The organism is Mesorhizobium sp. Primo-A, assembly GCF_003997175.1.
GTDB classification, from domain to species: Bacteria; Pseudomonadota; Alphaproteobacteria; order Rhizobiales; family Rhizobiaceae; genus Mesorhizobium; species Mesorhizobium ciceri.
The window spans coordinates 1-24,931 of sequence record NZ_RZTG01000024.1 but is presented as its reverse complement, the minus strand read 5'-3'; the positions used below and the strand labels follow the sequence as shown (position 1 = coordinate 24,931).

Here is a 24,931-nt window from a genome sequence, read left to right as displayed (position 1 = left end):
GATCAGGCGAACCGGCACGTTCCCACCCAGAACCGGACGCCCAGCGGTCATTAACGATGGGTTCGAGCTCCAGCCGCAAAGTAAGCGAGCTGGTCGGCATAGAGCTTCTTGAAGGCCGGGCGAGCCCAGGCGCGTTCAACGTACGCTCAGAAAGTTCCATCTTAGCCTGAGAAGTACGTTGAGCTTGTCTAGCTGCGGGACATATGAACCGCGACACGATTTCGTCCTTCCGATTTGGCACGAAATAGGGCCAAATCGGCAGCATTGACGAAATCATTTGGCGTCTCGTCCGCGGTGGGCACCGCTGTTGCAACGCCGACGCTGATGGTCACACGATCCGGGCCGTGGGGTATGTTCAACTCCCGCACGCCCTGGACGAGCCGCTCTGCGATCGCACTGGATTGTTCCAGTAAAGTGTCGACCAGCACGACCACGAACTCTTCGCCTCCGTACCGCGCAGCTAGGTCGGTGGAGCGTCCGGAACCGCTCTGGATTACGCGGGCGATTTGCTTGAGCACCTCATCGCCGGCCATATGGCCATAGGTATCGTTGTATCGTTTGAAGTTGTCGGCATCGATCATCAACAGCGACAATGGGGACTGTGCGCGAAAAGCGCGCTTCCATTCGGCCGCCAGATATTCATCAAAATAGCGCCTGTTGCCGAGGCCCGTCAGGCCATCGATCCGCGTCAGACGTTCAAGCTCGAGATTTGCACTGATCAGCTGTCGCTGGCTTTCCCTTAGCGCTCGGTATGCCGCGTCTCGCTGGACGTGATCCAGATAAGCCCGAGTGTGATATCGAATACGTGCAATCAGCTCGATACGATCCGGCAGTTTGACGAGATAGTCGTTCGCTCCCGCAGCAAAGGCTTCGCCCTTGGTGGCTGGATCTTCCTTGCTCGACAGCACAATGACTGGGACCGCGCGTGTCGACGCATGCTTCCTGTATTCTCGCACCAGATGCAGCCCATCGACGCCGGGCATGACGAGATCCTGCAGGATAACGGTTGGCTTTACCTCATCCGCGACTGTCATTGCTCTCAACGGGTCGGTGCAGAAGTGTAGGGAAATATCGGGTTCGTTGGCTAGAGCGCGCCTGACCGCCTCGCAAACCATGATCTGATCATCGATGAGCAGAACCATGGATGAATAGTTGTCTGTGAGTGGCGGGACCAGCTCTGGTTCTTGCGTCATCGGACGAGCCCTTTCACGTGGAGCGCTCGCAGGCTTCGATTATACGTGAGCCGATCGCACTCAAAGGAAGAATATCAACAGCCGCGCCGATTTCGGCGGCGGCCTTCGGCATGCCATAGACTGCACTGGTTGCTCGATCCTGGGCGATCGTGAGATGCCCTTTGTCGCGGAGCTGTCTTAGCCCGCGCGCGCCATCCCTGCCCATGCCTGTGAGCAGGACACCAATCACAGAGCCAGGCCACCATTGCGCCGCACTTCCGAAGAACACATCAACGGACGGCCGATAAAAATTGTCCTTGGGGCTGGGCGTATAGCCAAGTTGTTGAGCTGACTTGAAAACCAGATGATCCGCAGAACTGGCTACGAGAACAGTGCCCGCTTGAGGACTATCCTTTTCCCGCGCCGGACGGATCGGGAGAGGCGTATGCTGTCCCAGCCAATCAGTAAGCCCCGGCACGAACTGAGCATCGAGATGCTGGACGAGCACGATCGCGCCGTCAAAATCAACGGGAAACGCACTCAGGACGGCGGCAACGGCGGCCGGCCCGCCCGCGGAGGCGCCGATTGCAATTAAGCGTCGAGGTGTCGGCTCAGCGTCACGTGACATCCGCCTTTTTGTCTTGGCCGGCGCATCACCGATCAGCTTGCCGATCGTCGCAATCTTGTTCGTTAGAAGCCGTGCGGATTGCGAGGACGCGTTACCTTCGATGCCTACTGACGGAATATCGACCGCGTCAAGCGCGCCATGACCCATTGCTTCGTAGACACCGACGAGGTTGGCTTCGATACTGGCGGTCACCAGCAGGATTGAGCACGGGGTTTCCGCCATGATTCTGCGCGTCGCTTCCACGCCGTCCATCTCTGGCATCGCTAGATCCATGAGTATCAGATCCGGCAGATCACGTCTGCAGACCTCGACCGCCTCACGCCCATTGGTCGCGACCCATGCGACCTGATGTTCGCCGGTCGACAAGACCAGCCGGCGCAGAAGCTCAACCGCCATCGGCATGTCGTTGACTACGCCGATTCTCATTCGTTGGCTTCCAATTTCGATCTCATTCAGTCGCCTCGCCAATCATGTCCACGACCGCATGGATCAGCGCCTCGTCCTGAAAGGTACTCTTGGTCAGATAATAGTCCGCACCGGCGTCAAGCCCGCGCGAGCGATCTTCTTCCCGATCCTTGTATGAAACGATCATTATGGGTGTGTTCTTGAGATGGGCGTCCTTTCTGATCAAGCTCACCAACTCGATGCCATCCATGCGCGGCATATCTATGTCAGTGACGACAAGATCAAAAGGACCAGACCGGACGGCATTCCATCCGTCCATCCCGTCGACCGCCACTTCGACATCATAACCGTGATTGCCCAACATCTTGCGCTGGAGTTCGCGGACCGTGAGTGAATCGTCAATCACGAGCACGCGCTTGCGTCTGCTCGGTTCGGGACCGCCCGCAGCGCGCCCAACAGCCCTAAATCCGCTAGACGATGCAAGTTTTTCCACCGATCGGATCAGATCATCGACGTCGAAGATCAGAACTGGCGAACCGTCTTCCATCAGGGCCGCTGCGCTGATGTCCTTGATCTTGGCAAACCGTGGATCGAGAGGTCTGATCACCAGCTCGCGTTCCCCGAGAAAACGGTCAACGATCAGGCCGTATGCATCGCCCCGACCTGCATCCACGACGACAACCGAGAGTTCGTCCGGTTCCGATCCGGACTCTCCTCGATCCAGCACTTCGCGCGCGGTCACCAGCCCGATCTGTCGATCGTTCAAGCGAAAATGCGGTCGGCCCTGCAGCAGGTTGATCTGCATCCGCTGCAATCTCATTGTCTTGGAGATGGCGGCGAGTGGAAACGCATAGGGCTCCCCATCGACTTCGACGAGTAGTGTGCGCAGGACTGACAACGTCAGCGGCAGCTGCAGTTGAAACCGGGTTCCACGACCAAATTCCGAGGAAACGCTCGTGATTCCGCGGACCTCCTTCGTCATCGCCTGCACCGCATCGAGTCCCACACCACGGCCGGACACGTCGGTAAGGCCCGCTTTCATCGAAAAGCCTGGCAGAAACAGGAATGCGAGCAATTCGGTTTCGCTGAGTGTGTCAGCACTTTCCCTGGTCGCAAGCTGTCGGGCGATGACAGCCTCGCGCAGCTTCGAGATCTCGATCCCCCTGCCGTCGTCCACCACGGCTATCTGCAGCAGCCCGGCATTGTGCCTCGCTTCGAGCCTGATCAGCCCCTCTTCGGGTTTCCCCATCGCGAGGCGCTCCTCAGGCGGTTCAAGCCCATGGTCTACAGCGTTGCGCAAAAGATGCCCCAAGGGGGCATCGAGCTGCTCGAGGATATCGCGGTCGATGCCGGTCGAGCCGCCTACGATCTCCAGTCGCGCCCGCTTGCCAAGGGTACGACCGAGGTCGCGGACCGTTCTTGCGTAGTGTCTCACGCCGTCCTCGAAAGGCCGCATCCGGCTCGCCAACGTTTCGTCGTACAATCTGTTGGCAAGATCGGTCGCTTTGCGATCCACTGAATCCAATTCATCGAGACGCTCCGCCAGGAACGCTTGGCTCAACCGAAGCTTTCGCTGGGCTTCAGCCAGCGCCTCCACTGCGGCCGCATCATTTGAACCCGGCGGCAGCACTGCGTGAAGGTTGTCGAACGCACTTGCGAGGTCCGATTGAAGTCGCTTCAGTCGCAGTAGCCCGTCAGCGAATGGCCTGAGCCGCCGAGCTTCCATCAGCGACTCGCCAGCCAACCCGAGCAATCGGTTCAGGCTGTCTGCCGTCACCCGAACCATTCTATCAGAGCCAATGCTGCCGTGGGTTTGCGGTGGCGTCCCAACGAGGAGATTCGCTGAAGAGGTCGTCGCCAGCTGATCCTGGGCATGATCAGGAGTGGCGAAATCAACTGCAAAATCTTGGGCCCCGGGCTTCGCCTCGGGGGGGGACAATTCCTCAAACTTCGCGAGAAAGCTTTCGATTTCTGAGTTGGCGCGCTCGCTCGATGATCCTGATGCGATCAATTTCAAAAGGTCACAGCCTTGCAGGAGCGCATCTATATGCTCCCGTCCCACTCTCAGATGCCCACGTTGCGCGGCGACCAGGCAATCTTCCATCGCATTTGCAACTTTGACCGCGGGCATCAGGTCGATGATTCGGGCAGCTCCCTTCAGGGAATGTGCGGCACGCATGCATGCTTCCAGGGCATCGGCGGCGACAGGATTGCGTTCCAGTGCCAGAAGCCCAGACGTTAGTGCCTGTGACTGCGTCTCCAGTTCGGCCTGGAAGAGGCTGAGCATCGAAACCTGGCTGAAGTCCTCATCTGTCATGCCATGCTCCGAGCCAGCATCGTGAGCAGTTGTTCTGGGTCGAGACAACCAACGGCCCGTCCCTGCCAGGGCAGAACGGCATTAGTAGCCGCAGACAGCGCCTTGTCGATCGTGGGTGGCACAGCGAGAGTGTCGCGTGCCCGATAGCGATGTAAGCCGTGGATCTCATCAACCGTAAAGGCAACCCGCTTGTCGCGCTCGCCCACAACAACCAGGCGGCGAAATACCTTGGTTCGCGTGCTTTGCTCCCCCTCCTTGCGCTCGTCTATCCCGAGCAATTCAGCCAGGGACAGGCAAACGAGCAATTCACCACGGACATTCGCAATACCGAGCAGTGCACGGTTTCTGCGATGTGGAAGTGAATGAACGCGACGAGATTCAGCCACTTCATGAAAAATACCGACCGGAAGGGCCAGCCATTCTTCCCCCAAACGGAAGAGAACAGCCGTCTGCAGCGCCTCGCCGTCGGCCGGATCGATCCCTGCTCGACCAGCGTTACCAGGCCATTCGTCGCGATATACCGAGGGAGCCGCACGGTCGAGGAGGTGTCGTGCAATCTTCTTATAGGTCGGGCAATTCCGGCAGTGGAGATGCTGCTCCAGCAGCGGACATGACTTGTCACCCCGTACGCCTATTTGCCGCCAGCAGTCGTCGATTTCAATCTGCTCCAACGGCTGAGCGATCCCTGTCGAAGCCGCCATCAGCTGCCGCTCCTTTTCTGGACCCGGCCTAGCCGGCCAGCCAGGGCCTCGGCGCCGTTATGGTCGCCTTGCTTGCGAAGCAGCAAAGCCAGATGGATGAGAGCTTCTCGATGATTTGGCGCGAGATAGAGCGCCTTGCGATAGCTTTGCGCGGCTTGGGGTGCTGCGCCATCCGCATCCTGGACGAGGCCCAGCAAGTAGAAGATTTGCGCGGAAGGACCAAATTCCTTGAGATGCGCCAGGGCGACCTCCTGTGCCTCCTTTACCCGTCCTGCATTGGCGATCCGTTCAACCGCGATGAGGCTTTCCGAGGCCTTTGCAAGCGGCTTGGCCGGCGCCTGTCCACGGGCTTCATTGCCAATTGTCGGTCGGGGCCGAAGAAGAGGCTTGCTCTTGTTGACCTTCGGGGTTGGCGTCGGCACCGGGATGGCGGCCGAAACTGTCGGCGCCGTGGTCTTGACGGGCTCCGATTTCAGGAAGGCAAAGGCCAATGGCCATTCAGCGGAAATAAAGCCATGCAACCTTGGAAGAGCTGCTTCCGCCGGACCGACCAGGAGGAGTCCGTCTTTGGCCAGTAGGTCCTTCAGGCAGATCAACGCGCGATCCTGCAGCTCTCGATTGAAATAGATCAGCAGATTGCGGAAAAGCACGATGTCATAGACTTCTTGCCCGAAAGACGCGCGAGAGCCGAACAGGTTTCCTACCCTGAACCGAACCTGTTTCAGCACCGCAGCTGTAGGACGCAACCCGCTCTCGGCCGCTTCGAAATAGCGATCCTTGAATTCGAGATGGCTGCCGCGAAACGAATTGCGCCCATAGATCGCGCGTTCAGCCGTCGCGATATTGCGGCTGCTGACGTCCACACCATCGATCTTGAACTCGTGCGCCTCAAAGCTGGCATCGAACATGGCCATGGCGACCGAATAGGCCTCTTCGCCGGTTGAACATGGCAGGCTCAGGACTTTAATCGGCTGAGCACGCTTGTGCACGCGCGCATGCCGCGCCAGCATGGTGAACGCTTCTCGGTCGCGAAAGAACCAGGTCTCCGGGATCACCACCGCATTGATCAACTCCTGCAACTCCTGCGAGGAACCGGTCAAGTGTTCCTTATAGGTCTGAGCGTTGGTTATCCGGCATGCTGCCATCCGATCTCTGACCGCCTGACGGACCACTGTCGGACCAACGCTGGCACTGTCCAGTCCGATGGTTTCCGTCAGGAGCTTTTCAATTGCGCCGGTCATTGATCACCCGTCGCGGCCTGGCGGAGCAATGCGGTACGTATCTCTTCCGAAAGCAGCGATGCCACTTTGACCCACTGAATGATCTCCGAACCATCGGAAGCCACCGGCCCAAGATAGGGCGGGGTTCCTGGTTCAAGTCCGAACGGCGCGAAGTCGGCAGGGTCTCGCTCAAGCGTATCCGTCACCCGTTCCGCGATCAGTCCCAGCAGGCGCTGCTCGCCATCATGCGCGTGATAGCGCGTCACAACGATCCGGGTGCTCAATAGGCGCTCCGACGGCCGGCCAAGCGCAAGAAGAGTAACATCGATCAGCGGGATGGGTATTCCGTTGTAGCTGACCAGACCCACCACACCGGTTGGCGCACCCGGCAGGACCTTCACATCGAGACGAGGCAGCACCTCTTCAATTTGGTGGACATCGATCAAGTAGCGATCCGGACCCATGCTGAAGGCGAGAAATAGCATTGTCACCCCCTACTGCCGGCTCGCTACGCTCTCAGCTTGAACCTCGAAATGCTACTTCGCATGCCGCCTGAGACTTGATTGAGCTCGTCGATCGCGAGCGTCGATTGCTGAAGGGATTCGACTGTTTGCTGAGCTGCCTCACTCAGCTGCGTTAGCGTGTCGCTGATCTGCCCCGCGCCGGTCGCCTGCGCTTGCATGCCTTCATTGGCGACTTCGAAACGTGGCACCAGCCCCTGAACCTGCTGAATGATCTCGAAGAGTTGCCCGCCGACCTGCTGGATTTCCTGCATACCCCGGCGGACCTGTTCGGAAAACTTGTCCATGCCCATCACCCCGGCCGCGACTGCCGACTGGATGTCCTTGACCATCTGCTCGATATCGTATGTGGAGACAGCCGTCTGGTCCGCGAGCCTTCGGATTTCCGTCGCCACCACTGCAAAGCCCCGGCCATATTGGCCGGCCTTCTCTGCCTCGATGGAAGCGTTGAGCGACAAAAGGTTCGTCTGATCGGCCACTTTGGTGATGGTCGTCACCACCTGATTGATGCTGCCGGCTTTCTCGCTCAGGATCGCGAGTTTGGAATTGATCGCGCCGGCCGCTTCCATGACCTGCTGCATGGTTTCTTCCATACGGGTTAGCCCCGCTTGCCCTCCGCCGGCGACGGCAGCAGTTTGCTCGGCAACTGTCGAGACCTCGTTCATCGTGCGGACGAGCTCGTTTGACGTGGCGGAGATCTCCTTGGCTGTCGCGCGGATTTCTGTTGTGGTCGCTGCGATTTCAGTCGCAGTTGCCTGCTGTTGCTTGGAGGTGGCGGCGATCTCAGTTATCGATGTGCCGACCTGTATGCTGGACCTTTGAACCTGACCAATGAGGGTTGTGAGATCGTCCGCCATTGCGTTGAAGCCGTCGGCAAGCACGCTGAATTCGTCTCGGCGCCTCAGATCGAGGCGTTCGCTGAAGTCGCCTTGCCGCATCAATTGAACCGCGTTGACCAAACGAGTGAGCGGACCTGTAATGGCGCGAAACAGCTGGTAACCCAAAAGAAGGGCTAGTCCGAGGGCTATCAACAAGCCAACGCTCAAACCGACTTCGGCCGTTCTAACGATCGAGCTGATCCGCTGCGTCGCGCTGTTTGCCTCGCCTCTGTGATCCTCAACCATGGCCTGCAGAGCGGACTGCAACTTTACAAAGATCGGCTCTACGGTGTTCTTGATGGCCAGGCTTTCATTGGGAGTTTCACCTTTCGACAAGGCAGCCCGGCTTGTGTCCAGCAAAGCAGTTTCAGCCAGACGAAATTGGTTGGCGAGTTCTTTGACGACTGCATAATTCTGCTTGTCGATGTCGGAGACGATTGTTGCTTCATAGTCGCCCATCGACCGCTGCACTTGGTCGCGATTGGTCGTGATCGCGCTTTCAAGCGTGCTTCTATCCGATGGGTTGTCCTGAAGGGCATATTCCTGAAGCAGACTATGGGCCGTCATCTGGCCCATCATGATCGCGGTGCTGTGATAGAGGTCTGGAAGGATGCCCTTCTCGACCTCAGTCGCCTCCTGCCCCGCCTGAAGAAACCAGGCGTACGCGATGACGGCGATCACGGACATGACCACCAGAACGGCAGCGAAACTGACGAGGATGCGGTGGCGTATTGTCAGACTCTTCATGGATCCGATTCACCAATGGGGGCATCGTGGGCTGCGCGACAAGCGCTCGTTCCGACGTGTTCGAAAAAGGTGCGTCGAAAAGCGGTAGTCTGACGCTGAATGGTTTCTTTTCCGTTCCATCACTAATGATGGCGATGCCGCTCGCCAGAAGTGACGGTCGAGGACACGTGTTCCGTCGGCGCACATCAGCCCGACATCCGCTGGGCGGCACGCCCGCGTCAAGGTGGGTGGATGACTGATTGTTACCGTCTCGTTGGACGTCGATGAGAAAGGTATTCAATGACGATGAAGCTCTCACCTCACGTCCAAGGCCCTGTCAGCGTTGGGCCTTTGAAGCAAACAACCTGGACAGCCCATAGGCAAAGGCCTATGAACCTTGAAGGGGCACAAATATACGCTGGCCGCTGGTCGATCCAGGAAGTCCGGTGCACCGCCATCAGACTCGCCCAGCGTCGCATAACCCCGCCTACGTCATCGCATGGTCATGCTGGAGGCGCCCATCGGTCGCCGTCCGCCTATTCTGGAAGCCCGATGAACGGATTCTGATGCCGAATGCCGAGCGGCCTGAAATCCTTCTCGTTGTCCGTGAGCACGATCAGATCGTGTTGCATGCCTGTTGCAGCAATAGCGATGTCCTCGAAACCTGGTGAGATGCCAGCGGCCCGAGCGACTGTCATGAGTTGCCCAGTTATTGTTGCCGTTTCGAGGTCAAGAGGGAGGATGCGGCTACTGTAGTAGTGACGGATTTCTCCCCACCATTCAGCGAGCGCGCCCGCCTTCTTGGTGGCACCGGTTCGCTTGGCGTTCGCGATGCCGTCCTCGATCTCGGCCAAGGTGATTACGGAGAGCCAAAGGTCGGACGATCGCTCGACTATCCAGGCCGCTAGTTTCTCATCGGAGGGCGTCCTGCGTTTTGAAGGGGCAAGCAAACTGACGACATTCGTGTCCAAAAGGTACAATGTCAGAACGCCGGATCGCGCAGAGCCCGTGCGGGCTTTCGGCTTCGCGCTGGCAGGTCAGCTTCCTCCAGGGGCGAGTTTGTGAGCAGCCAACCCAGCGACGGCACACGGGAAAGGCGTTCGTACTCCGAATAGCTGATTACGACAGCCTCTCTTTTGCCGTGACGGGTGACGACCGTCGGTGTGCCCGCAACCGCTTCGTCGACCACATGTGAGAACGTAGCCTTGACGTCTTTGAGCTGAATCTCTTTCATCATGATTGCTCCCGTGACTAAAGTGGTCATATAAATTATGGAGCGAGTTTTGGCAAGCAGTCAGGACGGATCGGTGCGCCTACGGCGCTCGATCTGCCGCCAGTTGGCAGGCTGACATCTCACATCAGGTCTAATCCGGAAAACCGCGTCTTCCCCGTTGATCTGGAAAGTACGGCGATCGACCCCGACACAATCGCGATTAGCCAGCAACACGCAGCAGCCGACACCGCCGACGGCAGATAGAGCCTGTCAAGACTGGACTGGGCGGCAGCGAGCAGCGGCTCGACCTTCTGCCCGGCGACGCTCAATTCGATGTCGGTTAGCCGCCGGGGTGATTTCCGGCCTGCAGGAACCAGCCTGTGCAACGAGGCCGAGCGCCGCCACGAATCGACCAGCGCCGATTTTTCAGCGGCATCCGACGTGATCGATGCTTGAACACGGTCTGCACGCAATGTGGCCATGTGCCGGTCCATGCCTTCCTCCCGAAGCCTGAACGCCGATAGACTTGCCGCTGTTTCCTCAATCTTCCAGCGGCATAACAGATGTCCTCCGCGCTGCTATCTTGCTCTTGTTGCCCCGCTGTCAAATGGTCTGAAGTGCTTGTACCATCCAGGAGTCGGAGCGCAGCTCATTCGCTCATCGCATGAAGCGCATCATGCCTGACGATTTCGATGCTGCGCAGGCTGAGCAGGCGGATGACGCCCTTGTCCTTCAGCCGGGTGAAGATCCGCGATACCGTCTCGATGGTGAGGCCAAGATAATCGCCGATATCCATGCGCGACATCGGAAGTTCGACCTGCCGCAATCCGCCCTGGCGCTCCGACAGGTCGACCAGGAACGCGGCGACGCGTTCGATGGCGCTCTGGCGACCGAGGACCAGCAGGTGTTCCTGCGCTCTGGTCAACCCCTTCAGCGCCAGAGGCAACAACTGATGGGACATATCCGCTCCAGCTGTGAGGCGGAAGACGCGGACACCGGTGGAATTGACCGCTTCAGCAAAGAAATGGTGCGTCGTGTCGGCTTCGAAGCCGAATGTCTCTCCGGCGAGATGAAAGGCACTGATCTGCCGGCGGCCGTCAGCAAGCAGGCGGTAGACGCGGACGGCGCCGAACTCCACCTGGTAGAAGCCTCCGGCCTTCTCGCCCTGGGCGTAGATTTCCGCGCCTGCGGGATAGAAGCTGAGTGGTTGCAGCAGTGCGGGCTCAAAAGCCTCCGGCAGGTTGGGCTGGGCAGACCGTGACGGCAGCGAAATTCTGAAGGAGGTGTAGGCGTGCATGGCTGTTTTCCCGTTTTATCCGTGACACAGCAATCGCGCGAATCCGCGGGTCGCGAAATTCGGTTATGTCCCTACGGGAAACTACCTAGAGCCGCTCCTCCTGAATCGGTCCAGCGCTGGTCGCCGCAGTGAAGAAAGCTATTCACTTGCTTCGCGGCCCGACACCTGCTGGATCAAGATACGGAAGAAAACGTGGGGTGCACTGTCCGACACCGCAGGCATAAGTGGCTTGAGGGCGCCGGGCTCCCACCAAGCGGCGTGCTTGCTCAACATCGCCCATGCATGGTCACGCTCGAGCTTGTGGCCAATCCGGTCCGGCAGTTCCTCATAACGGCCATCGACGACGACGCTTCTCCAGCCTCGGCCCTGGCCGCGTTCACCCACCTGGACGGACACCAGGGGATTGGCACGCATCCAGTCGATCTTCTTGCCGGGCATGGAAAACGCGTAGAGATGATTGTCGGCGTGCGCATAGTGCACCGGCACCACGTAGGGCTGCCCACCCTTCGCGCATGCCAGATGACCGACACGGTTGGCGGTCAGCAATTTCGTGCATTCCAGGGCGGATAATGTGCGGATCAGCATGTGTGATCTCCTGAGTCTATTGGTCGTCCAACAGACTGTTGGCCCAGCCGCCGGAGCTGTCATTGATCGCAATCAAGGCAGCTTGCCGCTCGTCCGCAGCGGCATAGGCGGCAATTTCGTAAATGATTTAAATCAAGGCGCTGCTTGCCGCTTCCCCAGATCATGGGGAGATGTGGAAGCCGATCATGAGCGCTCCGTTTGGTCGCGAACTCGAACTCGCCGTCTTCGACGAGGAGGGCGAACATGCGCTCGTATTTCCCTGTATAAAAGGCCGGCAGGGTTGGAAGCACGCCGGGACTGGCGTGCGCGTCGATATCCGCCCGACCCATTGGCGCTACTGGCAGCCGAAGGCAATGCCGACAGACGGCGGCAAGTCTCTCGGGGACGCTTGCTAGTGTTTGGATTCCACGATCAACGCCATGCGCACGAGATGCGACAGGCTGCCCGCGGCCATCTTGCTCATCACATTGGCACGATGAATCTCGACAGTGCGCGGACTGATACCCAGATCATAGGCGATCGTCTTGTTCGGCAGACCCGACACGAGCCCGTCCAGAACCTGCCGCTCCCGCTCCGAAAGTGTGGCCAGGCGGCCGTGGATTTCGGAGGATTGCGGATGCGTTGCATTCGCCTGGTTGCGGTTGGCCAACGTGGAGCGGATCGCGTCGATCAGCATCTCGTCATCAAACGGCTTTTCAATGAAATCGGAAGCGCCTTCCTTCATTGCCTGAACGGCGAGCGCCACATCGGCATGGCCCGTCATGACAATAACTGGAATTGTATGCCCGCCGGATCTCAGTTGGCGCAGGAATTCGATGCCGTCTATGCCCGGCATGCGCACGTCGGTGACGATGCAGCCGTCGAGGTCGCCCTTTGCCGTCGAGAGAAAAGCCGTGGCCGATTCGTGCAGGCGTACTGCAAAATCTGCAGTCGCCAGAAGAAAACCGAGCGACTTGCGCACGTCCATGTCGTCGTCAACCACGTGCACCAGATCACTGCCGGCCATTTGTGACCTCTTCCTTCTCCACAATGCGCAAGGTGAATCGGAAGGCGGTCCCGCCAGTCGGCATCGCCTCGGCCCATATGTGACCACCGTGCGATTCCACGATGGTGCGGCAAATGGAGAGACCGACACCCATGCCTTGCTTCTTGGTGGTTACAAACGGCTGGAAGAGTTGAGCCGAGACTTCCGGCGCGAGACCCGGGCCAGTATCGATCACGCTTACCTCGGCCATCCCATCATCCCGGGCAATTGTTGTGACTTTCAATTCGCGGCGCGGCGAGTCCTGCATAGCCTCAACCGCATTGCGCATCAGGTTGAGCAAAACCTGCTGAATCTGGATGCGGTCGGTTAAGACCAGTTCGGCGACTGGATCAAGCTTGTAGCTGACGAGGAGATTTATCTCTCTTGCACCAACCAAGGCTAGGGAGGCGGCTTCCTCGATCAGCATTGGCAGTCGTTCGACCTGGCGCTCGCTTTCGCCCCTCGCTACAAAATCCCTCAGGTGACGGATGACGTCGCCCGCCCGCAAGGCCTGCTCAGCTGCCTTTTCCACGGCATCCCGAAGCATGGGCGCATTCTCGTCCCGGCTCTTCTCAAGCAGCCGACGACTGCCTTTGAGGTAGTTCGTGATGGCGGTGAGCGGCTGGTTGATCTCATGAGCAAGCGTTGAGGCCATCTCGCCGAGTGCGGTGAACCGCGCCATGTGCAGCAGTTCCTGCTGCTGCTCCTGGATTCTTGCTTCTGCCCGGTGGCGTTCGGTCAAGTCGCGGCAGAAGCCGGTAAAGAAACGTCCGGTCCCCGGATGCATCTCGCCAACGGAAAGCTCCATCGGGAAAGTCGTGCCATCCTTGCGTGCCCCGGTCACGGTGCGGCCGAGCCCGATGATCCGGCGCTCTCCCGTCGTCAGGTAGCGAAGCAGATAGGCGTCATGCTCGTCGCGGTAGGGCGAGGGCATCAGCATTTTCACGTTTTGACCGATGACTTCGCCTGACTGGTAGCCGAACAGCGTTTCGGCAGCGGTGCTGAAGGATTGAATCCCACCCTGCTCGTCGATGACGACCATCGCGTCCGGCACTGTTGCCAGGATCGACCGCAAATGGTCCTCACGCAGCCGAAGTGCTGCATTTGCAAAGGAGAGTTCGCTGACATCAGTACCTTCAATGAAGATCGCGGTGATCCGGCCATCGTCAGCCTTGACTGGCTGATAAACAAAATCAAGGATGCGCTCTTCGACCGGGCCGTCGGCTATGTTGCGAAGGCCGACCTTCACCCCGTGGCCAATGTAGGGCTCGCCGGTCATGTACACATGGTCCAGATGTTCGAAAAACCCATTCCCTTCGAGCTCGGGAAAGGCGTCCCGCACTGACTTTCCAATCACTTGCCTGTGGCCAGTCAATCGCTGGTAGGCGGCATTGGTCAGCTCGAAAATGTGACCTGGCTCGCGCAGCAGCGCTATAAAGCCTGGTGCCTGATCGAACATTTGAGACAACAATGATTTCAGTGTCGTCCCGCCGGGTGACAAACTGAGTGCTTCGTCTTTGATCACCTGAAGTTCCTGGGTTCGACGGTGCTACCGGGGCTAACTATCACTTCTCGCCGCACACGCAAAACGGATCGAGCCGAGGTTTTCGAACGCAGATGCAGTTGCCGGCCTTTGATGCGCATCAAGGCATTGGACGCTGTCGAATGCAATTCATCCCGCATTCCATCGTTCAGCGAAAGGCGCCCGCAATGTCTTACAAGTCGATCATCGTCAACCTCGCCATCGATGCGCCTCCCGCACCTATTGTAAAGCTGGGGATCGAGCTCGCGGAACGGTTTGGCGCCCGTCTCATCGGTCTGGCGGCTGCGGATGTTCCGCCCTTGGTCGCGACCGGCGACGGTATGGTCTACGAAGGCGAGGTCATGCAGATCCAGCACACCGAAATCGAAAAGCGGCTTGCCGAATTACGCGCCGAGTTCGAGAGGCTGCTTCCTGCATCGATCTTTAGCGAATGGGGCCAAGCTGTTTGCAGCCCAACCCGTTTCCTGAGCATTTCGGCTCGATCCGCCGATCTTATTGTCACCGGCAGCGAGAAGGGGGGAAATGTCTTCCGTGCAGTGGACGTCGGCAGTCTGGTACTTGGTATTGGGCGGCCAGTCCTGGTTGCCGCGAGCAATGTCGAGCCTGTCATGGCAAAAACCGTTCTTGTTGCCTGGAAGGACACCAGGGAAGCGCGGCGGGCGATAGCAGATGCGTTGCCCCTTCTGGCCACGGCCAACGAAGTCGTTATTGCCACAATGGATACCGACCGCGACAAGAGTATCCGCGACAGCCTTGCCGACGTCGCGGTCTTTCTCGAACATCACGGCATCATGGCAGGAACTGAGCTGATCGCCGGCGACCCAGACGGCGACAGGTTGCTGACTTTTGCGCGGTCGATCCATGCGGACCTGATCGTCTCGGGTGCCTATGGGCACAGCCGTCTGCGGGAATGGGCGTTCGGCGGGATAACCCGCTCGCTGATTGAGGAAAGCGGCATCAACCGCTTCATGTCGTATTGATGGGTGGACGCCCCAGCAGCCGAGTACGCGGCGGGGGGGCCAGGAACTTCACTCTACCCCTTTCGCCGCCTTGGCCCGGCGACGGCTCCGTCGGTTGATCGAGATCAAGTCGTCGGCTGCCTGCATGGCTATGAGTCTCATAAGGCAGGAGTGACCAAGATGAGCTTTCTCTACTACCTGATTTCAGTCGACGCCAGGGTCGCGTTGATGGGTCGCATGATACGCAAGCTGGGTGTCGACAGGCAGTTGAAAGTGGTGGCGGACCATGCAGCCGTCACCGATCGTGCGGTCAACCGCTGCCGATCCTGCGGCCATCAGGACGAATGCTCGACTTGGCTCGACCAAAACGAGCAAGCCGATGCTCCGCCAGACTATTGCCGCAACCGCGACCTGATCGCACGGCTACAACATGTGGCCGGACAGCGTTAGAACGTCGGGCGGCCAAGCACACATTTCGCCCCGGGAAATGGTGGTGCTAGCCCTTGGCTACGAGACCAGGATGACGGACAACGGCTCGGCGCAAAACAGATTGTCCTCAACGCCTTTAACGCCGGCTGCATTTTCGGCCGCGACGATTGCTGCCCGGCGCTCGCGCTCGTCGAAGATGGCGCCGTTCAGTTTTACGATCCCTTTGTCGACAGTGACATTGATCAGCTCATTTCGAGCCCATTTCTGCGCTGCAAGCTCCGCGACGATGCTCTGGCGTATCTGTTCGTTGTCAATGGCCATCGGGGTTGAGGCTGGCTGCATGTCAAGTAACGCACGAAGAAGATCGGAACGGGCAATCATTCCGACAACTTTATCGCCGTCGACGATCGGGACGCGTTTGATGCGGTGATGCGTCATCAACTCGACGACCTCGGCAAGCGATGCATTGGGGGATGCCGTGACGACGCTGTCGGTCATCACCTCTTCGATCCGCCGTCCGTTGGCGAGGACATATTCTTCGGCAACTCGTCCCGGGCTGACAAGAAACTCCAGCCAGCGTGGGCGCTTGCGCTGAGTGCCCAGCTCTTCACGGCGCAGGAGATCACCCTCGCTGATAATGCCCACCAGCGCGCCGTCACGGCGAATGACGGGAAGCCCGCTGATCTTGCTGGAGAGCATCAATCCGGCTGCATCGGCGATCGACGCAGACGGATCAATTGCAACGACCGCTGTGGTCATTATGGTTTTGGCTTGCATGCCAACCTCCTCAGATACTTTATCCCATTGCTTATCGAGGTCGCGCGCGCCGTGTCTTGATCTGAATCATTTTCAGATTGCGAAAGCGCAACGAGAGCGGTCCGAACGCGATTTATGAAGAGGCTTCGCAAATCGCGGAGACTTCATCGTGAAGCAACCCAGTTCGATTGACCCCGACATGGTCGTTGACGAAATCATGAGGAAATGGCCGGCAACGGTGGCTGTGGTGCTGAGATACAAGATGCTGTGCGTCGGCTGCCCGATCGGCACATTCCATACCGTGGCTGAAGCGTGCCTTGAACACCACGTCGATGAAAGCCGTTTCATCGCCGACCTGGAAGCGACTGTCCGCCGCAGAGAATGAGATCAGCGCTTGTCCCGGTTCTCGGCCAGAACTACAAGGCGATGCGCATCCTTCACGGTGACCTTCTGGCGTCCGCTGACGATTATCCCATTGTCTTCCCACTTGCTGAGCAAGCGGCTGACGGTGTGCAGCGTCGTTCCCGTCATCTCGGCAATGTCCTGCCTGGAAATCGGGAAATCGATTTCGATGCCGCTGTCGGTCTTTCGGCCGGTCTGGTTTGCCAGTCGCAGAAGCGCATGCGCAACCCGCTGCTCCACCTGCTCGGTGGACATCTCCACGACCCGCGTCTGCGTCTCCTGCAGCCTGGTTCCAACCGTCCTGTATGTGGCCGCCCCAAACACTGGGAAGCATCCCGCCAGGTCCGGCCACAGAGCGTTTGGCCAGGCGAGCACCACGCAGTCCACCGCCGCAATTGCGCTGGCTGGGTAGGTCGTTCGGCCAAGTGCCGCGGCGACGCCAAAAATCTCGCCTTCGCTGATGTATCTGGCGATGACCTGTTGTCCGTCCGGTGTGGTGCGAACGACACGGATATGCCCGGCGATCAGCACGAAGAAGGAATGAGCCTCGGCTTCCTGCTCGAAGATCGCAGTCTCCTTGGCATAGCGAGACGACCGCGCATCCCGCAGGATCTCGCTCTGCTCGTCGGGCGTCAGACCCTGGAAGAGCGGCAGTCGCGAAATCAGCGATCGGTCCAGCGCAGCCAAGCGATTCCTCACGGCCCTACGGTTCCGCATCAGTCGTGCGGAAGACCTTTCTTATCCTGAGTTTGCGCCAGCGCAAATTGTTCCCAGCCGCGTCAGACTAAATGGCATGGAACGGCGCAATGCCGCGAAGACGAAACAAAGGACAAATCGATGAAACTCTCCATCCTCGCCGCCGCAGTCTCTACCCTGGCGCTCGCCGGCGGCGCAAGCGCCGAAGAGCATATGGTGCAGATGCTCAACAAGGGCGAAAAGGGCGCCATGGTTTTCCAGCCGGCCTTCGTCAAGGCAGCCCCTGGCGACACCGTCAAGTTCGTGCCGACCGACAAGAGCCATGATGCCGAGTCAATCAAAGGCATGCTTCCAGACGGCGCCGAGCCCTTCAAGGGAAAGCCCAGCGAGGAAATCACCGTTACGCTGACAAAGGAGGGCGTTTACGGCGTCAAATGCGCGCCTCACTACGGCATGGGCATGGTCGCCCTGATCGTTGTCGGAAAGCCGGTCAATCTCGATGCCGCCAAGGCGGTCAAGCATCCCGGGAAGGCAAAGACGGTGTTCGCCGACCTGTTCACCCAGGTTCCGGTCAACTGATCGGCAATCGATACAGCCATGCCTGCCGCATGAGGGCAGGCGAGGGCCGGACGGACCGAGGGCGGCGGTTCATCCGGCCCTGTTCATTTGGAGACGCAAATCATGGGGATTCCACGCCTGCGGGCCTACACAGGACCCGCATTTCTTTCCTACGGATTCAGGCCCTTCTTCTTCCTCGGGTCGCTGTATGCCGCGCTCTCCATTCTGCTTTGGCTGCCGATATATGCCGGCGAACTCGATGCCCACAGTGCGTTCGTTGCCGTCGACTGGCACATTCACGAGATGCTGTTCGGCTATCTGCCGGCGATCGTTACCGGGTTCCTGCTGACCGCCATCCCCAATTGAACTGGCCGGCTGCCCGTACAAGGCTTGCCACTGCTGGCGCTGGTCGTCCTGTGGCTTGCCGGGCGCGCCGCTGTCTACTTCTCGACCGACATCGGCTGGCAAGCAGCCGCGGTGATCGATGGCTCATTTCTGTTTGTGGTGGCTGCCGCCGCCGCCCGCGAAATCATCGCCGGACGCAACTGGCGCAACCTCAAGGTGCTGCTGCCGCTTGTCGTGATGGCGTGCGCCAACGGCATGTTCCATTTCGAGGCGCACCTTCAAGGCACATCCGACATCAGCCGCAGGCTCGGTATGGCTGCGGGGATCGTACTCATCTCGCTGATCGGTGGGCGTATCATTCCGAGCTTCACACGCAACTGGCTCGCCCGGGAAAATCCTGGCAAGCTGCCTGCACCGTTCGGCCGTTTTGACATCGCATCGATAGCCATCTCAGCTATCGCGCTGGGAGCGTGGACGTTCGCCCCCCACAACCGCGTCTCAGGAATGCTTATGGCCGTCGCTGCAATCTGCCAGGTGTGGCGTCTGTCGCGCTGGGCTGGCGAACGGACATTGCGGGATCCGCTCGTGCTCATCTCCACCTTGCATATGCTTTCGTGCCCGTCGGTTTTGCGTTGGTTTCGGCGTCGATCCTTTTGCCCGCAATCGTACCGGTCGCTGCCGGGCTGCATGCGTTCGGCGTCGGCGCCGTCGGGTCAATGACGGTCGCAGTGATGGCCCGCGCCACGCTTGGCCATACCGGCCGGCAACTACGGGCCGGACTGCAAACCATTGTTGTCTTCGCGGCGATCCTGATCGCTGCCTTGTCACGAATCCTTGCGGTTTTTCTCCCTAAGGACGCGATCGTCAATGTCGCCGGCGTTGCATGGGTTCTGGCCTTTGCTGGCTTTCTCCTAGCCTACGGCGTGGCCTTGACGACGCCGAAGGCCAAGTAGCGATCTGAGGGGATGATGTGACGCTGCCCCACAAGCTCAGACACTGTGAGGCTAAAACTATAATCCGGACGAGGGACGTGGCCGGTGCCTCCACGAGGCGAGGGCCGCGGACGGCTGTTCGACGTCCCCATCGCCTTACAAATGCGTAAGGTTGCAGCCACAATTCCGGGAGGATTCGAGCCAAATTATGTCGATGTTCCCTGGCTATTCAGTATCGCGATCACGCAGCTGTTAAACGTCAGGAAAATCAAATGACGGAAACCAGAATTGGCTACTCAACTTCCCAGATTGCGCTTCATTGGATCATAGCTGCGCTGGTGTTATTCCAACTGTTCTTTGGCGAGAGCATGACAACCGTGGTCGATGCTGCCGAAGATGGAGCCGCCGTCTCGTCAGGCGATCAGGCATTGGGCTCTGCCCATTACTGGATAGGAATTTCGACCCTGGCACTCGTGCTGATCCGGTTGCTAATGCGTGTAGTTTCCGGTGCGCCTGAGCCTGCAGAAAGCGGACCTGGCTGGATGCGGATCGCCGCACGTGGTTCACACGGCCTTTTCTATCTGCTCTTGCTTTTAACGCCCATTGTGGGACTGCTCGCTTTCTACATTGGCGACCCATGGGGCGACATCCATTCCCTCAACAAGCCAGTGTTTGTCGTCCTGATTTCGGTCCATGCCGTGGCGGCACTGTTCCACCAGTACTGGCTTCGCGATGGCACACTGAAGCGGATGCTGTCGCCCGGTCGACAAGCGGGTCCGTCACGTTTGTAGCCGCCGCCGATACTAAGATCCGACGGCGCTGACGGTCAGATTATTCTCAGGTGAGAGAGCAGATCGCTCGCCCAGCCAGAGCGGTCTCGCACCAGCCTGAATCCCAGATTGTCGGGAGGCGTACCGACGGCACAGCCTCCGCTTTTTCCGTCACTGACGAAGTTCGACATGTAGGCTCTGTGAAGCCCTTCAAGGACGTGGACACCGCAATTGTCGACCGAACTCGCAACACCGCTTCCATCCGCAGCCAACGTGGTGCGGACATAGCAGGTCGAAGTCCACTCCCAGACGTTGCCAGAAAAGTCGGCAAGGCCCAGGGAATTGAAACCAAACGAGCCACGGCTCTTGGGCATCGGGTCCGGTTTGCGATTGAGGTCCACCTCGGCCTTGTAGCTGGTGAGCCATCGTCTGGCGGGGTTGGTGGCGTCGTTTTCGACACCCTCGAATTCGCCTGCGAACCGCTCAGCAGCGGCAAAGGCCCACTCTTCGTCGGATGGCAGTCGCCATTGGTCGCCGGTCACTTCCGAATACCACCGGGCGTAGGCATTCGCATCGAGATAGCTTACTCCGGTGACGGGAGCTTTGCTTGGGATCGCGCGCGTCTCCTGAGCTGGCTGACAGCCGCCAGCCGACACGCAGTCCGCATAGTCGGCCGCGCCGACCTGGTAGGCCATGATTTCGAGAGGTCTGTCGAGTTGCCGCTCGAGGCGGGGGTTGCCTTGCGGGCGTCCCTCTTTCAGGAACTCGCCCGGAGTCGGATAGATGATCGAACCGGAAAGCAAGACAACCGTCATAGCGATGGGGTGGGATTGTCGATCTCCAAAGACCGCCTCTAGCGAGAGCCCTACCGGAACAGCAGCGGCGGCCAGGGCGACCGGCAGGACCTTCAGGATGAAAAGAGACATGGCTTTTGTCCTTGCCCGGACAGCGGCGCCGTCCGGGCATTTTCGAGTGCCGTCAGTTGGTGGCTATGGGTTTGGGCGCCTCGACCTGCGTCATCAGGTCGGCATCCCACTCGCCTTCGACCATGAAGTGAGCGGTCGCTCCGAGTTCCACGGCCTCAATCAGATTGTGATTCACGTAGGCGTAGACACCTGGCTGCAGGAACGTATACAGCGCCGAGCCCGCCGAGCCGCCACGGATGAACCAGGTTTCCAGGTCCTTGGCCGGCGGGTTGGCGAATTTGCCCTGTTCCCAGACATAGTCGCCGTGACCGCCTATCAGATGCGGCCGGGTATCGCGGTTGGCCTGTGAATGGACGATCAACACGGTCTCGCCGACTTTCGCCTTCATGGCGTTGTCGCCGGTCAGGGAACCTACCTTGCCGTTGAACAAGACATGCGTCGGGATCAGCCCGCGCATGACCTTGACGATGTCATCGTAACCGTCGCCGGCAGATTCGTAGCTCTTGAAATTGCCCTTCTCGTCGCGCGGAATATAGAAGTCGTTCTCGCCGATGTAGAAGATCTTGTCGTATCTGGCCGGCTCGCCCTTGTCGTTCCTGAGCCCATCGCGCGGCAACACCATGATTGCGCCGCTCATGCCGGAGACGACATGCCAAGGGATCATCGCGCCACCAGGTGCGCAGTGGTAGACGAACGTTCCCGTCCGCGTCGCCTTGAAGCGCAAGGTCACCTGTTCGCCGGGATTGATCAGCGTGAGACCGCCACCACCCAGAGCGCCCGTCGCGGCGTGGAAGTCGATGTTGTGGGCGAGTGAGTTGGTGTCGGGATTGATGAGCGTCAGCTCGAGATAGTCGTCCTGATGAACGACCATCAGCGGGCCGGGGATCGAGCCGTTGTAGGTCATCGCATTGAGCGTCGTGCCGTCGGCGTCGATGACAAGAGGCTTTTCCTCGATCGTGATGGTGAACTCGACGATCTTGGGTCCACCCTTGGCGACCTGATCGTGCGGATGGACGAACGGCGGTGCCACGAGCTTGATCTTTTCGCGGGCGAGCCCTCGAATGTCCGCCTTTGTCACAGGTGCCGAAAATGCAGGTAGTGCTGCCACGGCGGCAGCGCCGATCGCTGCCCCGAACAGAGCTTCACGTCGCGTGATCATGTCAGTCTCCTATCTCTCAACCGTTGCGGATGAGCAGAACCTAGCTGACCTGACGCAGCGTTTCTTTGCGCTGGCGCAAATTGGTGGAGTTCATTTTGGAGACCTAAGATTCTCGGACACCGATCTGGCGCGTCATAGTCAAGGTGGAGACGGTCGTGGTCCGGTTATTTTGCCAGCACTTCGCTATCTGCCGATCTTGTCTTCCCGATCGATAAGGATCCGCTCGGCGGCGCCGTCGAGATCTTCGTACTGGCCACTCTTCAAAGCCCACAGGAACCCCCCCAGGCCAAGCGCGCCAAGAAAGAGGGCCACAGGTATGAGGTAGGCAAGGGTTGTCATGAGGATTGGGCCAATTTGGTGATATCGGAACGCCTGTCGCGCCGAACATTTTTCACCGGCGAACTTGGCCTGGAACTCTGCAGACGCAGCGCATTTCCGATCACGAGCAGCGATGAAGCGGACATGGCGATCGCTGCGATAAGAGGCGTGACGTGGCCCAGGATGGCGATCGGCACGGCGACGGCATTGTAGACGATCGCAATCGCGATGTTCTGGCGGATCAGGTGTCCCGCCTTGCGCGAGACATCCAGCGCGAGAGGCACAGCCAGAAGGCTTTCGCGCAGGAATACGAAGTCGGCCGCATTGCGGCCAATGTCGGCGGCGGTGGCCGGTGCGATCGAGACATGCGCCGCGCTCAGTGCAGGCGTGTCGTTGAGGCCGTCACCAACCATCAGAACCTTGTGTCCGTCTTTCGCCAGGGTCTCGATGCGCTCGACCTTGCCGGATGGCAACAGGCACGGAACGAAGTCCTCGATACCCAGCATCTCGGCGGCTTCACCGCAGGCACCCGCAGTATCGCCCGACAGCATCTGCACCGACACCCCGGCGTCGCTCAATCGCTTGATCGCCAAGCCGGCGTCGGCGCGCAGCGCATCCTCGAAATTGAAGGTCGCGACAATGAGCCCGTCTTTTGTCAGCACCGTTCCGCCATAGCCATGTTTGCCTTCACCACCGGTCCGGGCCTTCCATCCAGCCCATCCGCGTCGACCTAGCCGCCAAGTGCTTCCGGCGTCGGTGGCTTCGATGCCAAACCCTGGATGCTCGGTCACGGTATCGAATTTGTGCCGCGCGCCAGGAGCGGCAAAGCCGGCTATGGCCCTTGAAAACGGATGGCGGGAATGCGCGGCCATGTCTCCCGCGACTGCCAGCATGCCCGGATCCATCGAGCCCGCATTGACCAGCCGGGGCTGGCCGAGCGTGAGGGTCCCGGTCTTGTCGAACACTGCTGTATCAATCGTCGCCAGGCGCTCCATGGCCGAACCGTCCTTGACCATGATGCCGTTCTCGAACAGGCGCCGCGCGGCGACCACCTGCACGATCGGCACGGCGAGGCCGAGCGCGCACGGGCAGGTGATGATCAGAACGGCAATGGCGATGGTTGTCGCCCGGTGCCAGTCGCCCGTCGCCGCCATCCAGCCAAGGAAAGTCACGAAGGCGGTGAGATGAACCACCGGAGCATAGAGCGCTGAAACGCGATCGGCGATCCGGCGATAATGCGCGCGACCGCCCTCAGCGGCTTCCATGAGCCGAACCATTTCCGCCAGAAACGAATCTTTCGCGGCGGCTGTCGCCTCAATCGTCAGCGGGCCGGTCAGGTTGAGGACTCCAGCCTGTACGGCTTCGCCTGGCGCTACGCTTCGGGGCGTGCTCTCGCCCGAGACAAGCGAACAGTCCAGGTCCGACGTCCCTCGAGAGACCTTGCCGTCAACGGGTATCCTTTCACCGGCTGCGATCAACAGCAGCATGCCGGGTTCGATCTCGCCAACCGGCAGATAGTCGCGTGCGCCGTCGCCGCGCAGCACCATGGCGCCACGTACGGCCAACTGGGACAGGCCTTTCACGGCGGTCCGGGCACGTTCGCGCATCACGTGATCCAACGTGCGGCCGATCAACAGGAAGAACAGCAGCGACACCGACGCATCGAAATAGGCGTGGTCGCCATGGTTGATCGTCTCGTAGAGGCTCATGGCGTAGGCGAGGGACACCCCGACCGCGATCGGCACGTCCATGTTCATGCGGCCGTGACGCAGCGCGTTCCAGGCCGAGCGGAAGAAGATGCCGCCCGCGAAGGCAAGTGCCGGGATCGCGATCAGCGCCGAGAGCCAATGAAACAGGTCCCGCGTTGCGCCTTCGGCGCCAGACCAGACCGACACTGAAAGCAGCATGATGTTGCCCGCCGCAAAGCCGGCGACAGCAACGGCGCGGATCAGCTCCGAAAGCGTTTTGTCCTTGTTGTCGACCTCGGGGTCGAACAGATGCGCCTCGTAGCCTAGCCGTCCCAGCGCGGCGACGAACGGTGGCACCTGGTTTCCACGCCAGCGGACCGCGACCCGCTTCGTCGACAGGTTGACCCGAGTGCTCTCCACTTGATCGAGCATTCCCAATGCCGTCTCGATCGCCTCGATGCAGGCCGCGCAATGAACCGTGGGGACTGAAAGATCGGTCTGGCGGAGATCATCGCCGAGCGATCGGCTCGCCAGCCTTATCTCCTGGCTGGACGGCAGGACCGATCCGGTGTTGACCAGATCAAGCGCCATTTCGGCGCCCGGTGCACAACAACTCATTGCAGCGCTCCATTGGAAATCATGATCCTGCGGACGTCGCGATACGGCTTTTCCAGACCGGCGTCGGCGTCGACTTCCACAATCCAGACGCCGTCCTTCGGCATGTGCTGGGCTGCGAATTCCTGGTCCGAGGCGGGCGCGAGGA

Annotated in this window: 25 protein-coding genes and 3 pseudogenes; 7 read left to right on the top strand and 21 right to left on the bottom strand. The window is 59.6% G+C overall.

Annotation, left to right across the window (positions count from 1 at the left end):
* Positions 1–188 precede the first annotated feature (188 nt).
* The 12 genes and pseudogenes from EOC83_RS30320 to EOC83_RS30260 all read right to left on the bottom strand — a co-directional run bounded on the left by EOC83_RS30320 (position 189) and on the right by EOC83_RS30260 (position 11,663).
* Positions 189–1,193: a PleD family two-component system response regulator gene (locus EOC83_RS30320; protein ID WP_063170498.1), complete on the bottom strand. Its 1,005-nt coding sequence runs from the start codon at positions 1,191–1,193 to the stop codon at positions 189–191.
* A 13-nt stretch (positions 1,194–1,206) separates the two neighbouring features.
* On the bottom strand, positions 1,207–2,226 hold the full coding sequence (locus EOC83_RS30315; RefSeq protein ID WP_063170497.1) for a chemotaxis response regulator protein-glutamate methylesterase: 1,020 nt from the start codon (positions 2,224–2,226) through the stop codon (positions 1,207–1,209).
* 22 nt (positions 2,227–2,248) lie between these two features.
* Positions 2,249–4,522, bottom strand: a complete 2,274-nt coding sequence (locus tag EOC83_RS30310) for a hybrid sensor histidine kinase/response regulator (protein ID WP_063170496.1) — start codon at positions 4,520–4,522, stop codon at positions 2,249–2,251.
* Positions 4,519–5,223, bottom strand: coding sequence for a chemotaxis protein CheW (locus tag EOC83_RS30305; protein ID WP_063170495.1), 705 nt, complete (start codon positions 5,221–5,223; stop codon positions 4,519–4,521). The genes EOC83_RS30310 and EOC83_RS30305 overlap by 4 nt, the downstream gene beginning before the upstream one ends.
* Positions 5,223–6,464, bottom strand: a complete 1,242-nt coding sequence (locus tag EOC83_RS30300) for a protein-glutamate O-methyltransferase CheR (RefSeq protein ID WP_063170494.1) — start codon at positions 6,462–6,464, stop codon at positions 5,223–5,225. Before EOC83_RS30300 ends, EOC83_RS30305 begins: the two co-directional genes overlap by 1 nt.
* Positions 6,461–6,928: a chemotaxis protein CheW gene (locus EOC83_RS30295; RefSeq protein WP_063170493.1), complete on the bottom strand. Its 468-nt coding sequence runs from the start codon at positions 6,926–6,928 to the stop codon at positions 6,461–6,463. Before EOC83_RS30295 ends, EOC83_RS30300 begins: the two co-directional genes overlap by 4 nt.
* A gap of 23 nt (positions 6,929–6,951) precedes the next feature.
* A complete protein-coding gene (locus tag EOC83_RS30290; protein ID WP_063170492.1) occupies positions 6,952–8,589 on the bottom strand; it encodes a methyl-accepting chemotaxis protein in 1,638 nt (545 codons plus the stop codon).
* Between the two features lie 515 nt (positions 8,590–9,104).
* Entirely contained in the window at positions 9,105–9,539 is a 435-nt protein-coding gene (locus tag EOC83_RS30280) for a type II toxin-antitoxin system VapC family toxin (protein ID WP_338101684.1), read from the bottom strand.
* An 11-nt stretch (positions 9,540–9,550) separates the two neighbouring features.
* Positions 9,551–9,802, bottom strand: coding sequence for a type II toxin-antitoxin system prevent-host-death family antitoxin (locus EOC83_RS30275; protein WP_024505312.1), 252 nt, complete (start codon positions 9,800–9,802; stop codon positions 9,551–9,553).
* A gap of 171 nt (positions 9,803–9,973) precedes the next feature.
* A pseudogene (locus EOC83_RS30270) lies at positions 9,974–10,275 on the bottom strand (hypothetical protein); the annotation flags it as partial.
* A 155-nt stretch (positions 10,276–10,430) separates the two neighbouring features.
* A complete protein-coding gene (locus tag EOC83_RS30265; protein ID WP_063170491.1) occupies positions 10,431–11,078 on the bottom strand; it encodes a helix-turn-helix domain-containing protein in 648 nt (215 codons plus the stop codon).
* A gap of 138 nt (positions 11,079–11,216) precedes the next feature.
* Positions 11,217–11,663 carry a pyridoxamine 5'-phosphate oxidase family protein gene (locus EOC83_RS30260; protein WP_013525374.1) on the bottom strand — a complete coding sequence of 149 codons (447 nt, stop codon included), beginning with the start codon at positions 11,661–11,663 and terminating at the stop codon, positions 11,217–11,219.
* Between the two features lie 185 nt (positions 11,664–11,848).
* Here EOC83_RS30260 and EOC83_RS30255 point away from each other — a divergent pair, with 185 nt between their 5' ends.
* Positions 11,849–12,058, top strand: a complete 210-nt coding sequence (locus EOC83_RS30255; protein WP_013525375.1) for a hypothetical protein — start codon at positions 11,849–11,851, stop codon at positions 12,056–12,058.
* Here the strand turns inward: EOC83_RS30255 and fixJ are convergent.
* Positions 12,055–12,669 (bottom strand): response regulator FixJ, encoded by a 615-nt coding sequence (gene fixJ, locus EOC83_RS30250; protein ID WP_013525376.1) that lies wholly within the window; start codon positions 12,667–12,669, stop codon positions 12,055–12,057. The genes EOC83_RS30255 and fixJ overlap by 4 nt on opposite strands.
* Entirely contained in the window at positions 12,656–14,212 is a 1,557-nt protein-coding gene (locus tag EOC83_RS30245) for a PAS domain S-box protein (protein WP_013525377.1), read from the bottom strand. Before EOC83_RS30245 ends, fixJ begins: the two co-directional genes overlap by 14 nt.
* A 185-nt stretch (positions 14,213–14,397) precedes the next feature.
* Here EOC83_RS30245 and EOC83_RS30240 point away from each other — a divergent pair, with 185 nt between their 5' ends.
* On the top strand, positions 14,398–15,210 hold the full coding sequence (locus EOC83_RS30240; RefSeq protein WP_024505310.1) for a universal stress protein: 813 nt from the start codon (positions 14,398–14,400) through the stop codon (positions 15,208–15,210).
* 159 nt (positions 15,211–15,369) lie between these two features.
* Positions 15,370–15,639: a DUF6455 family protein gene (locus tag EOC83_RS30235; RefSeq protein ID WP_063170490.1), complete on the top strand. Its 270-nt coding sequence runs from the start codon at positions 15,370–15,372 to the stop codon at positions 15,637–15,639.
* Positions 15,640–15,696: 57 nt separating this feature from the next.
* On the opposite strand, the gene EOC83_RS30230 is transcribed toward EOC83_RS30235, so the two are convergent.
* Positions 15,697–16,395: a CBS domain-containing protein gene (locus tag EOC83_RS30230; protein WP_063170489.1), complete on the bottom strand. Its 699-nt coding sequence runs from the start codon at positions 16,393–16,395 to the stop codon at positions 15,697–15,699.
* 148 nt (positions 16,396–16,543) lie between these two features.
* Here EOC83_RS30230 and EOC83_RS30225 point away from each other — a divergent pair, with 148 nt between their 5' ends.
* On the top strand, positions 16,544–16,759 hold the full coding sequence (locus tag EOC83_RS30225; protein ID WP_013525381.1) for a DUF1858 domain-containing protein: 216 nt from the start codon (positions 16,544–16,546) through the stop codon (positions 16,757–16,759).
* 2 nt (positions 16,760–16,761) lie between these two features.
* Here EOC83_RS30225 and EOC83_RS30220 read toward each other — a convergent pair whose 3' ends face one another.
* Entirely contained in the window at positions 16,762–17,463 is a 702-nt protein-coding gene (locus EOC83_RS30220; protein ID WP_024505309.1) for a Crp/Fnr family transcriptional regulator, read from the bottom strand.
* A gap of 150 nt (positions 17,464–17,613) precedes the next feature.
* Here EOC83_RS30220 and EOC83_RS30215 point away from each other — a divergent pair, with 150 nt between their 5' ends.
* From EOC83_RS30215 to EOC83_RS30205, 3 genes and pseudogenes are all read left to right on the top strand, one after another.
* Positions 17,614–18,051 carry a pseudoazurin gene (locus EOC83_RS30215; protein ID WP_063170488.1) on the top strand — a complete coding sequence of 146 codons (438 nt, stop codon included), beginning with the start codon at positions 17,614–17,616 and terminating at the stop codon, positions 18,049–18,051.
* 102 nt (positions 18,052–18,153) lie between these two features.
* Positions 18,154–19,328: pseudogene (locus tag EOC83_RS30210) on the top strand (NnrS family protein).
* Positions 19,329–19,579: 251 nt separating this feature from the next.
* Positions 19,580–20,098 carry a cytochrome b gene (locus EOC83_RS30205; protein WP_063170487.1) on the top strand — a complete coding sequence of 173 codons (519 nt, stop codon included), beginning with the start codon at positions 19,580–19,582 and terminating at the stop codon, positions 20,096–20,098.
* Between the two features lie 35 nt (positions 20,099–20,133).
* On the opposite strand, the gene EOC83_RS30200 is transcribed toward EOC83_RS30205, so the two are convergent.
* From EOC83_RS30200 to EOC83_RS33405, 5 genes and pseudogenes are all read right to left on the bottom strand, one after another.
* Positions 20,134–21,003 (bottom strand): SUMF1/EgtB/PvdO family nonheme iron enzyme, encoded by an 870-nt coding sequence (locus tag EOC83_RS30200; protein WP_013524993.1) that lies wholly within the window; start codon positions 21,001–21,003, stop codon positions 20,134–20,136.
* 52 nt (positions 21,004–21,055) lie between these two features.
* Positions 21,056–22,162: a copper-containing nitrite reductase gene (gene nirK / locus EOC83_RS30195; RefSeq protein WP_013524994.1), complete on the bottom strand. Its 1,107-nt coding sequence runs from the start codon at positions 22,160–22,162 to the stop codon at positions 21,056–21,058.
* A gap of 183 nt (positions 22,163–22,345) precedes the next feature.
* Positions 22,346–22,501 (bottom strand): cbb3-type cytochrome oxidase assembly protein CcoS, encoded by a 156-nt coding sequence (gene ccoS / locus EOC83_RS30190; protein WP_013524995.1) that lies wholly within the window; start codon positions 22,499–22,501, stop codon positions 22,346–22,348.
* Positions 22,498–24,786: a cation-translocating P-type ATPase gene (locus EOC83_RS30185; RefSeq protein WP_063170486.1), complete on the bottom strand. Its 2,289-nt coding sequence runs from the start codon at positions 24,784–24,786 to the stop codon at positions 22,498–22,500. Before EOC83_RS30185 ends, ccoS begins: the two co-directional genes overlap by 4 nt.
* Positions 24,783–24,931, bottom strand: a pseudogene (locus tag EOC83_RS33405) (cytochrome oxidase); the annotation flags it as partial. The pseudogene EOC83_RS33405 and the gene EOC83_RS30185, both read right to left, overlap by 4 nt.

What these genes read in the sequence shown, in the direction of transcription:
- EOC83_RS30265 (WP_063170491.1), bottom strand. Translation starts at nt 11,078, where the DNA reads ATGCACGCCTACACCTCCTTCAGAATTTCGCTGCCGTCACGGTCTGCC.
- nirK (WP_013524994.1), bottom strand. Translation starts at nt 22,162, where the DNA reads ATGATCACGCGACGTGAAGCTCTGTTCGGGGCAGCGATCGGCGCTGCC.
- EOC83_RS30240 (WP_024505310.1), top strand. Translation starts at nt 14,398, where the DNA reads ATGTCTTACAAGTCGATCATCGTCAACCTCGCCATCGATGCGCCTCCC.
- EOC83_RS30235 (WP_063170490.1), top strand. Translation starts at nt 15,370, where the DNA reads ATGAGCTTTCTCTACTACCTGATTTCAGTCGACGCCAGGGTCGCGTTG.
- ccoS (WP_013524995.1), bottom strand. Translation starts at nt 22,501, where the DNA reads ATGACAACCCTTGCCTACCTCATACCTGTGGCCCTCTTTCTTGGCGCG.
- EOC83_RS30200 (WP_013524993.1), bottom strand. Translation starts at nt 21,003, where the DNA reads ATGTCTCTTTTCATCCTGAAGGTCCTGCCGGTCGCCCTGGCCGCCGCT.
- EOC83_RS30305 (WP_063170495.1), bottom strand. Translation starts at nt 5,223, where the DNA reads ATGGCGGCTTCGACAGGGATCGCTCAGCCGTTGGAGCAGATTGAAATC.
- EOC83_RS30185 (WP_063170486.1), bottom strand. Translation starts at nt 24,786, where the DNA reads ATGAGTTGTTGTGCACCGGGCGCCGAAATGGCGCTTGATCTGGTCAAC.
- EOC83_RS30320 (WP_063170498.1), bottom strand. Translation starts at nt 1,193, where the DNA reads ATGACGCAAGAACCAGAGCTGGTCCCGCCACTCACAGACAACTATTCA.
- EOC83_RS30275 (WP_024505312.1), bottom strand. Translation starts at nt 9,802, where the DNA reads ATGAAAGAGATTCAGCTCAAAGACGTCAAGGCTACGTTCTCACATGTG.
- EOC83_RS30260 (WP_013525374.1), bottom strand. Translation starts at nt 11,663, where the DNA reads ATGCTGATCCGCACATTATCCGCCCTGGAATGCACGAAATTGCTGACC.
- EOC83_RS30300 (WP_063170494.1), bottom strand. Translation starts at nt 6,464, where the DNA reads ATGACCGGCGCAATTGAAAAGCTCCTGACGGAAACCATCGGACTGGAC.
- EOC83_RS30310 (WP_063170496.1), bottom strand. Translation starts at nt 4,522, where the DNA reads ATGACAGATGAGGACTTCAGCCAGGTTTCGATGCTCAGCCTCTTCCAG.
- EOC83_RS30290 (WP_063170492.1), bottom strand. Translation starts at nt 8,589, where the DNA reads ATGAAGAGTCTGACAATACGCCACCGCATCCTCGTCAGTTTCGCTGCC.
- EOC83_RS30230 (WP_063170489.1), bottom strand. Translation starts at nt 16,395, where the DNA reads ATGCAAGCCAAAACCATAATGACCACAGCGGTCGTTGCAATTGATCCG.
- EOC83_RS30205 (WP_063170487.1), top strand. Translation starts at nt 19,580, where the DNA reads ATGACGGAAACCAGAATTGGCTACTCAACTTCCCAGATTGCGCTTCAT.
- EOC83_RS30295 (WP_063170493.1), bottom strand. Translation starts at nt 6,928, where the DNA reads ATGCTATTTCTCGCCTTCAGCATGGGTCCGGATCGCTACTTGATCGAT.
- EOC83_RS30215 (WP_063170488.1), top strand. Translation starts at nt 17,614, where the DNA reads ATGAAACTCTCCATCCTCGCCGCCGCAGTCTCTACCCTGGCGCTCGCC.
- fixJ (WP_013525376.1), bottom strand. Translation starts at nt 12,669, where the DNA reads ATGGCCGGCAGTGATCTGGTGCACGTGGTTGACGACGACATGGACGTG.
- EOC83_RS30315 (WP_063170497.1), bottom strand. Translation starts at nt 2,226, where the DNA reads ATGAGAATCGGCGTAGTCAACGACATGCCGATGGCGGTTGAGCTTCTG.
- EOC83_RS30255 (WP_013525375.1), top strand. Translation starts at nt 11,849, where the DNA reads ATGAGCGCTCCGTTTGGTCGCGAACTCGAACTCGCCGTCTTCGACGAG.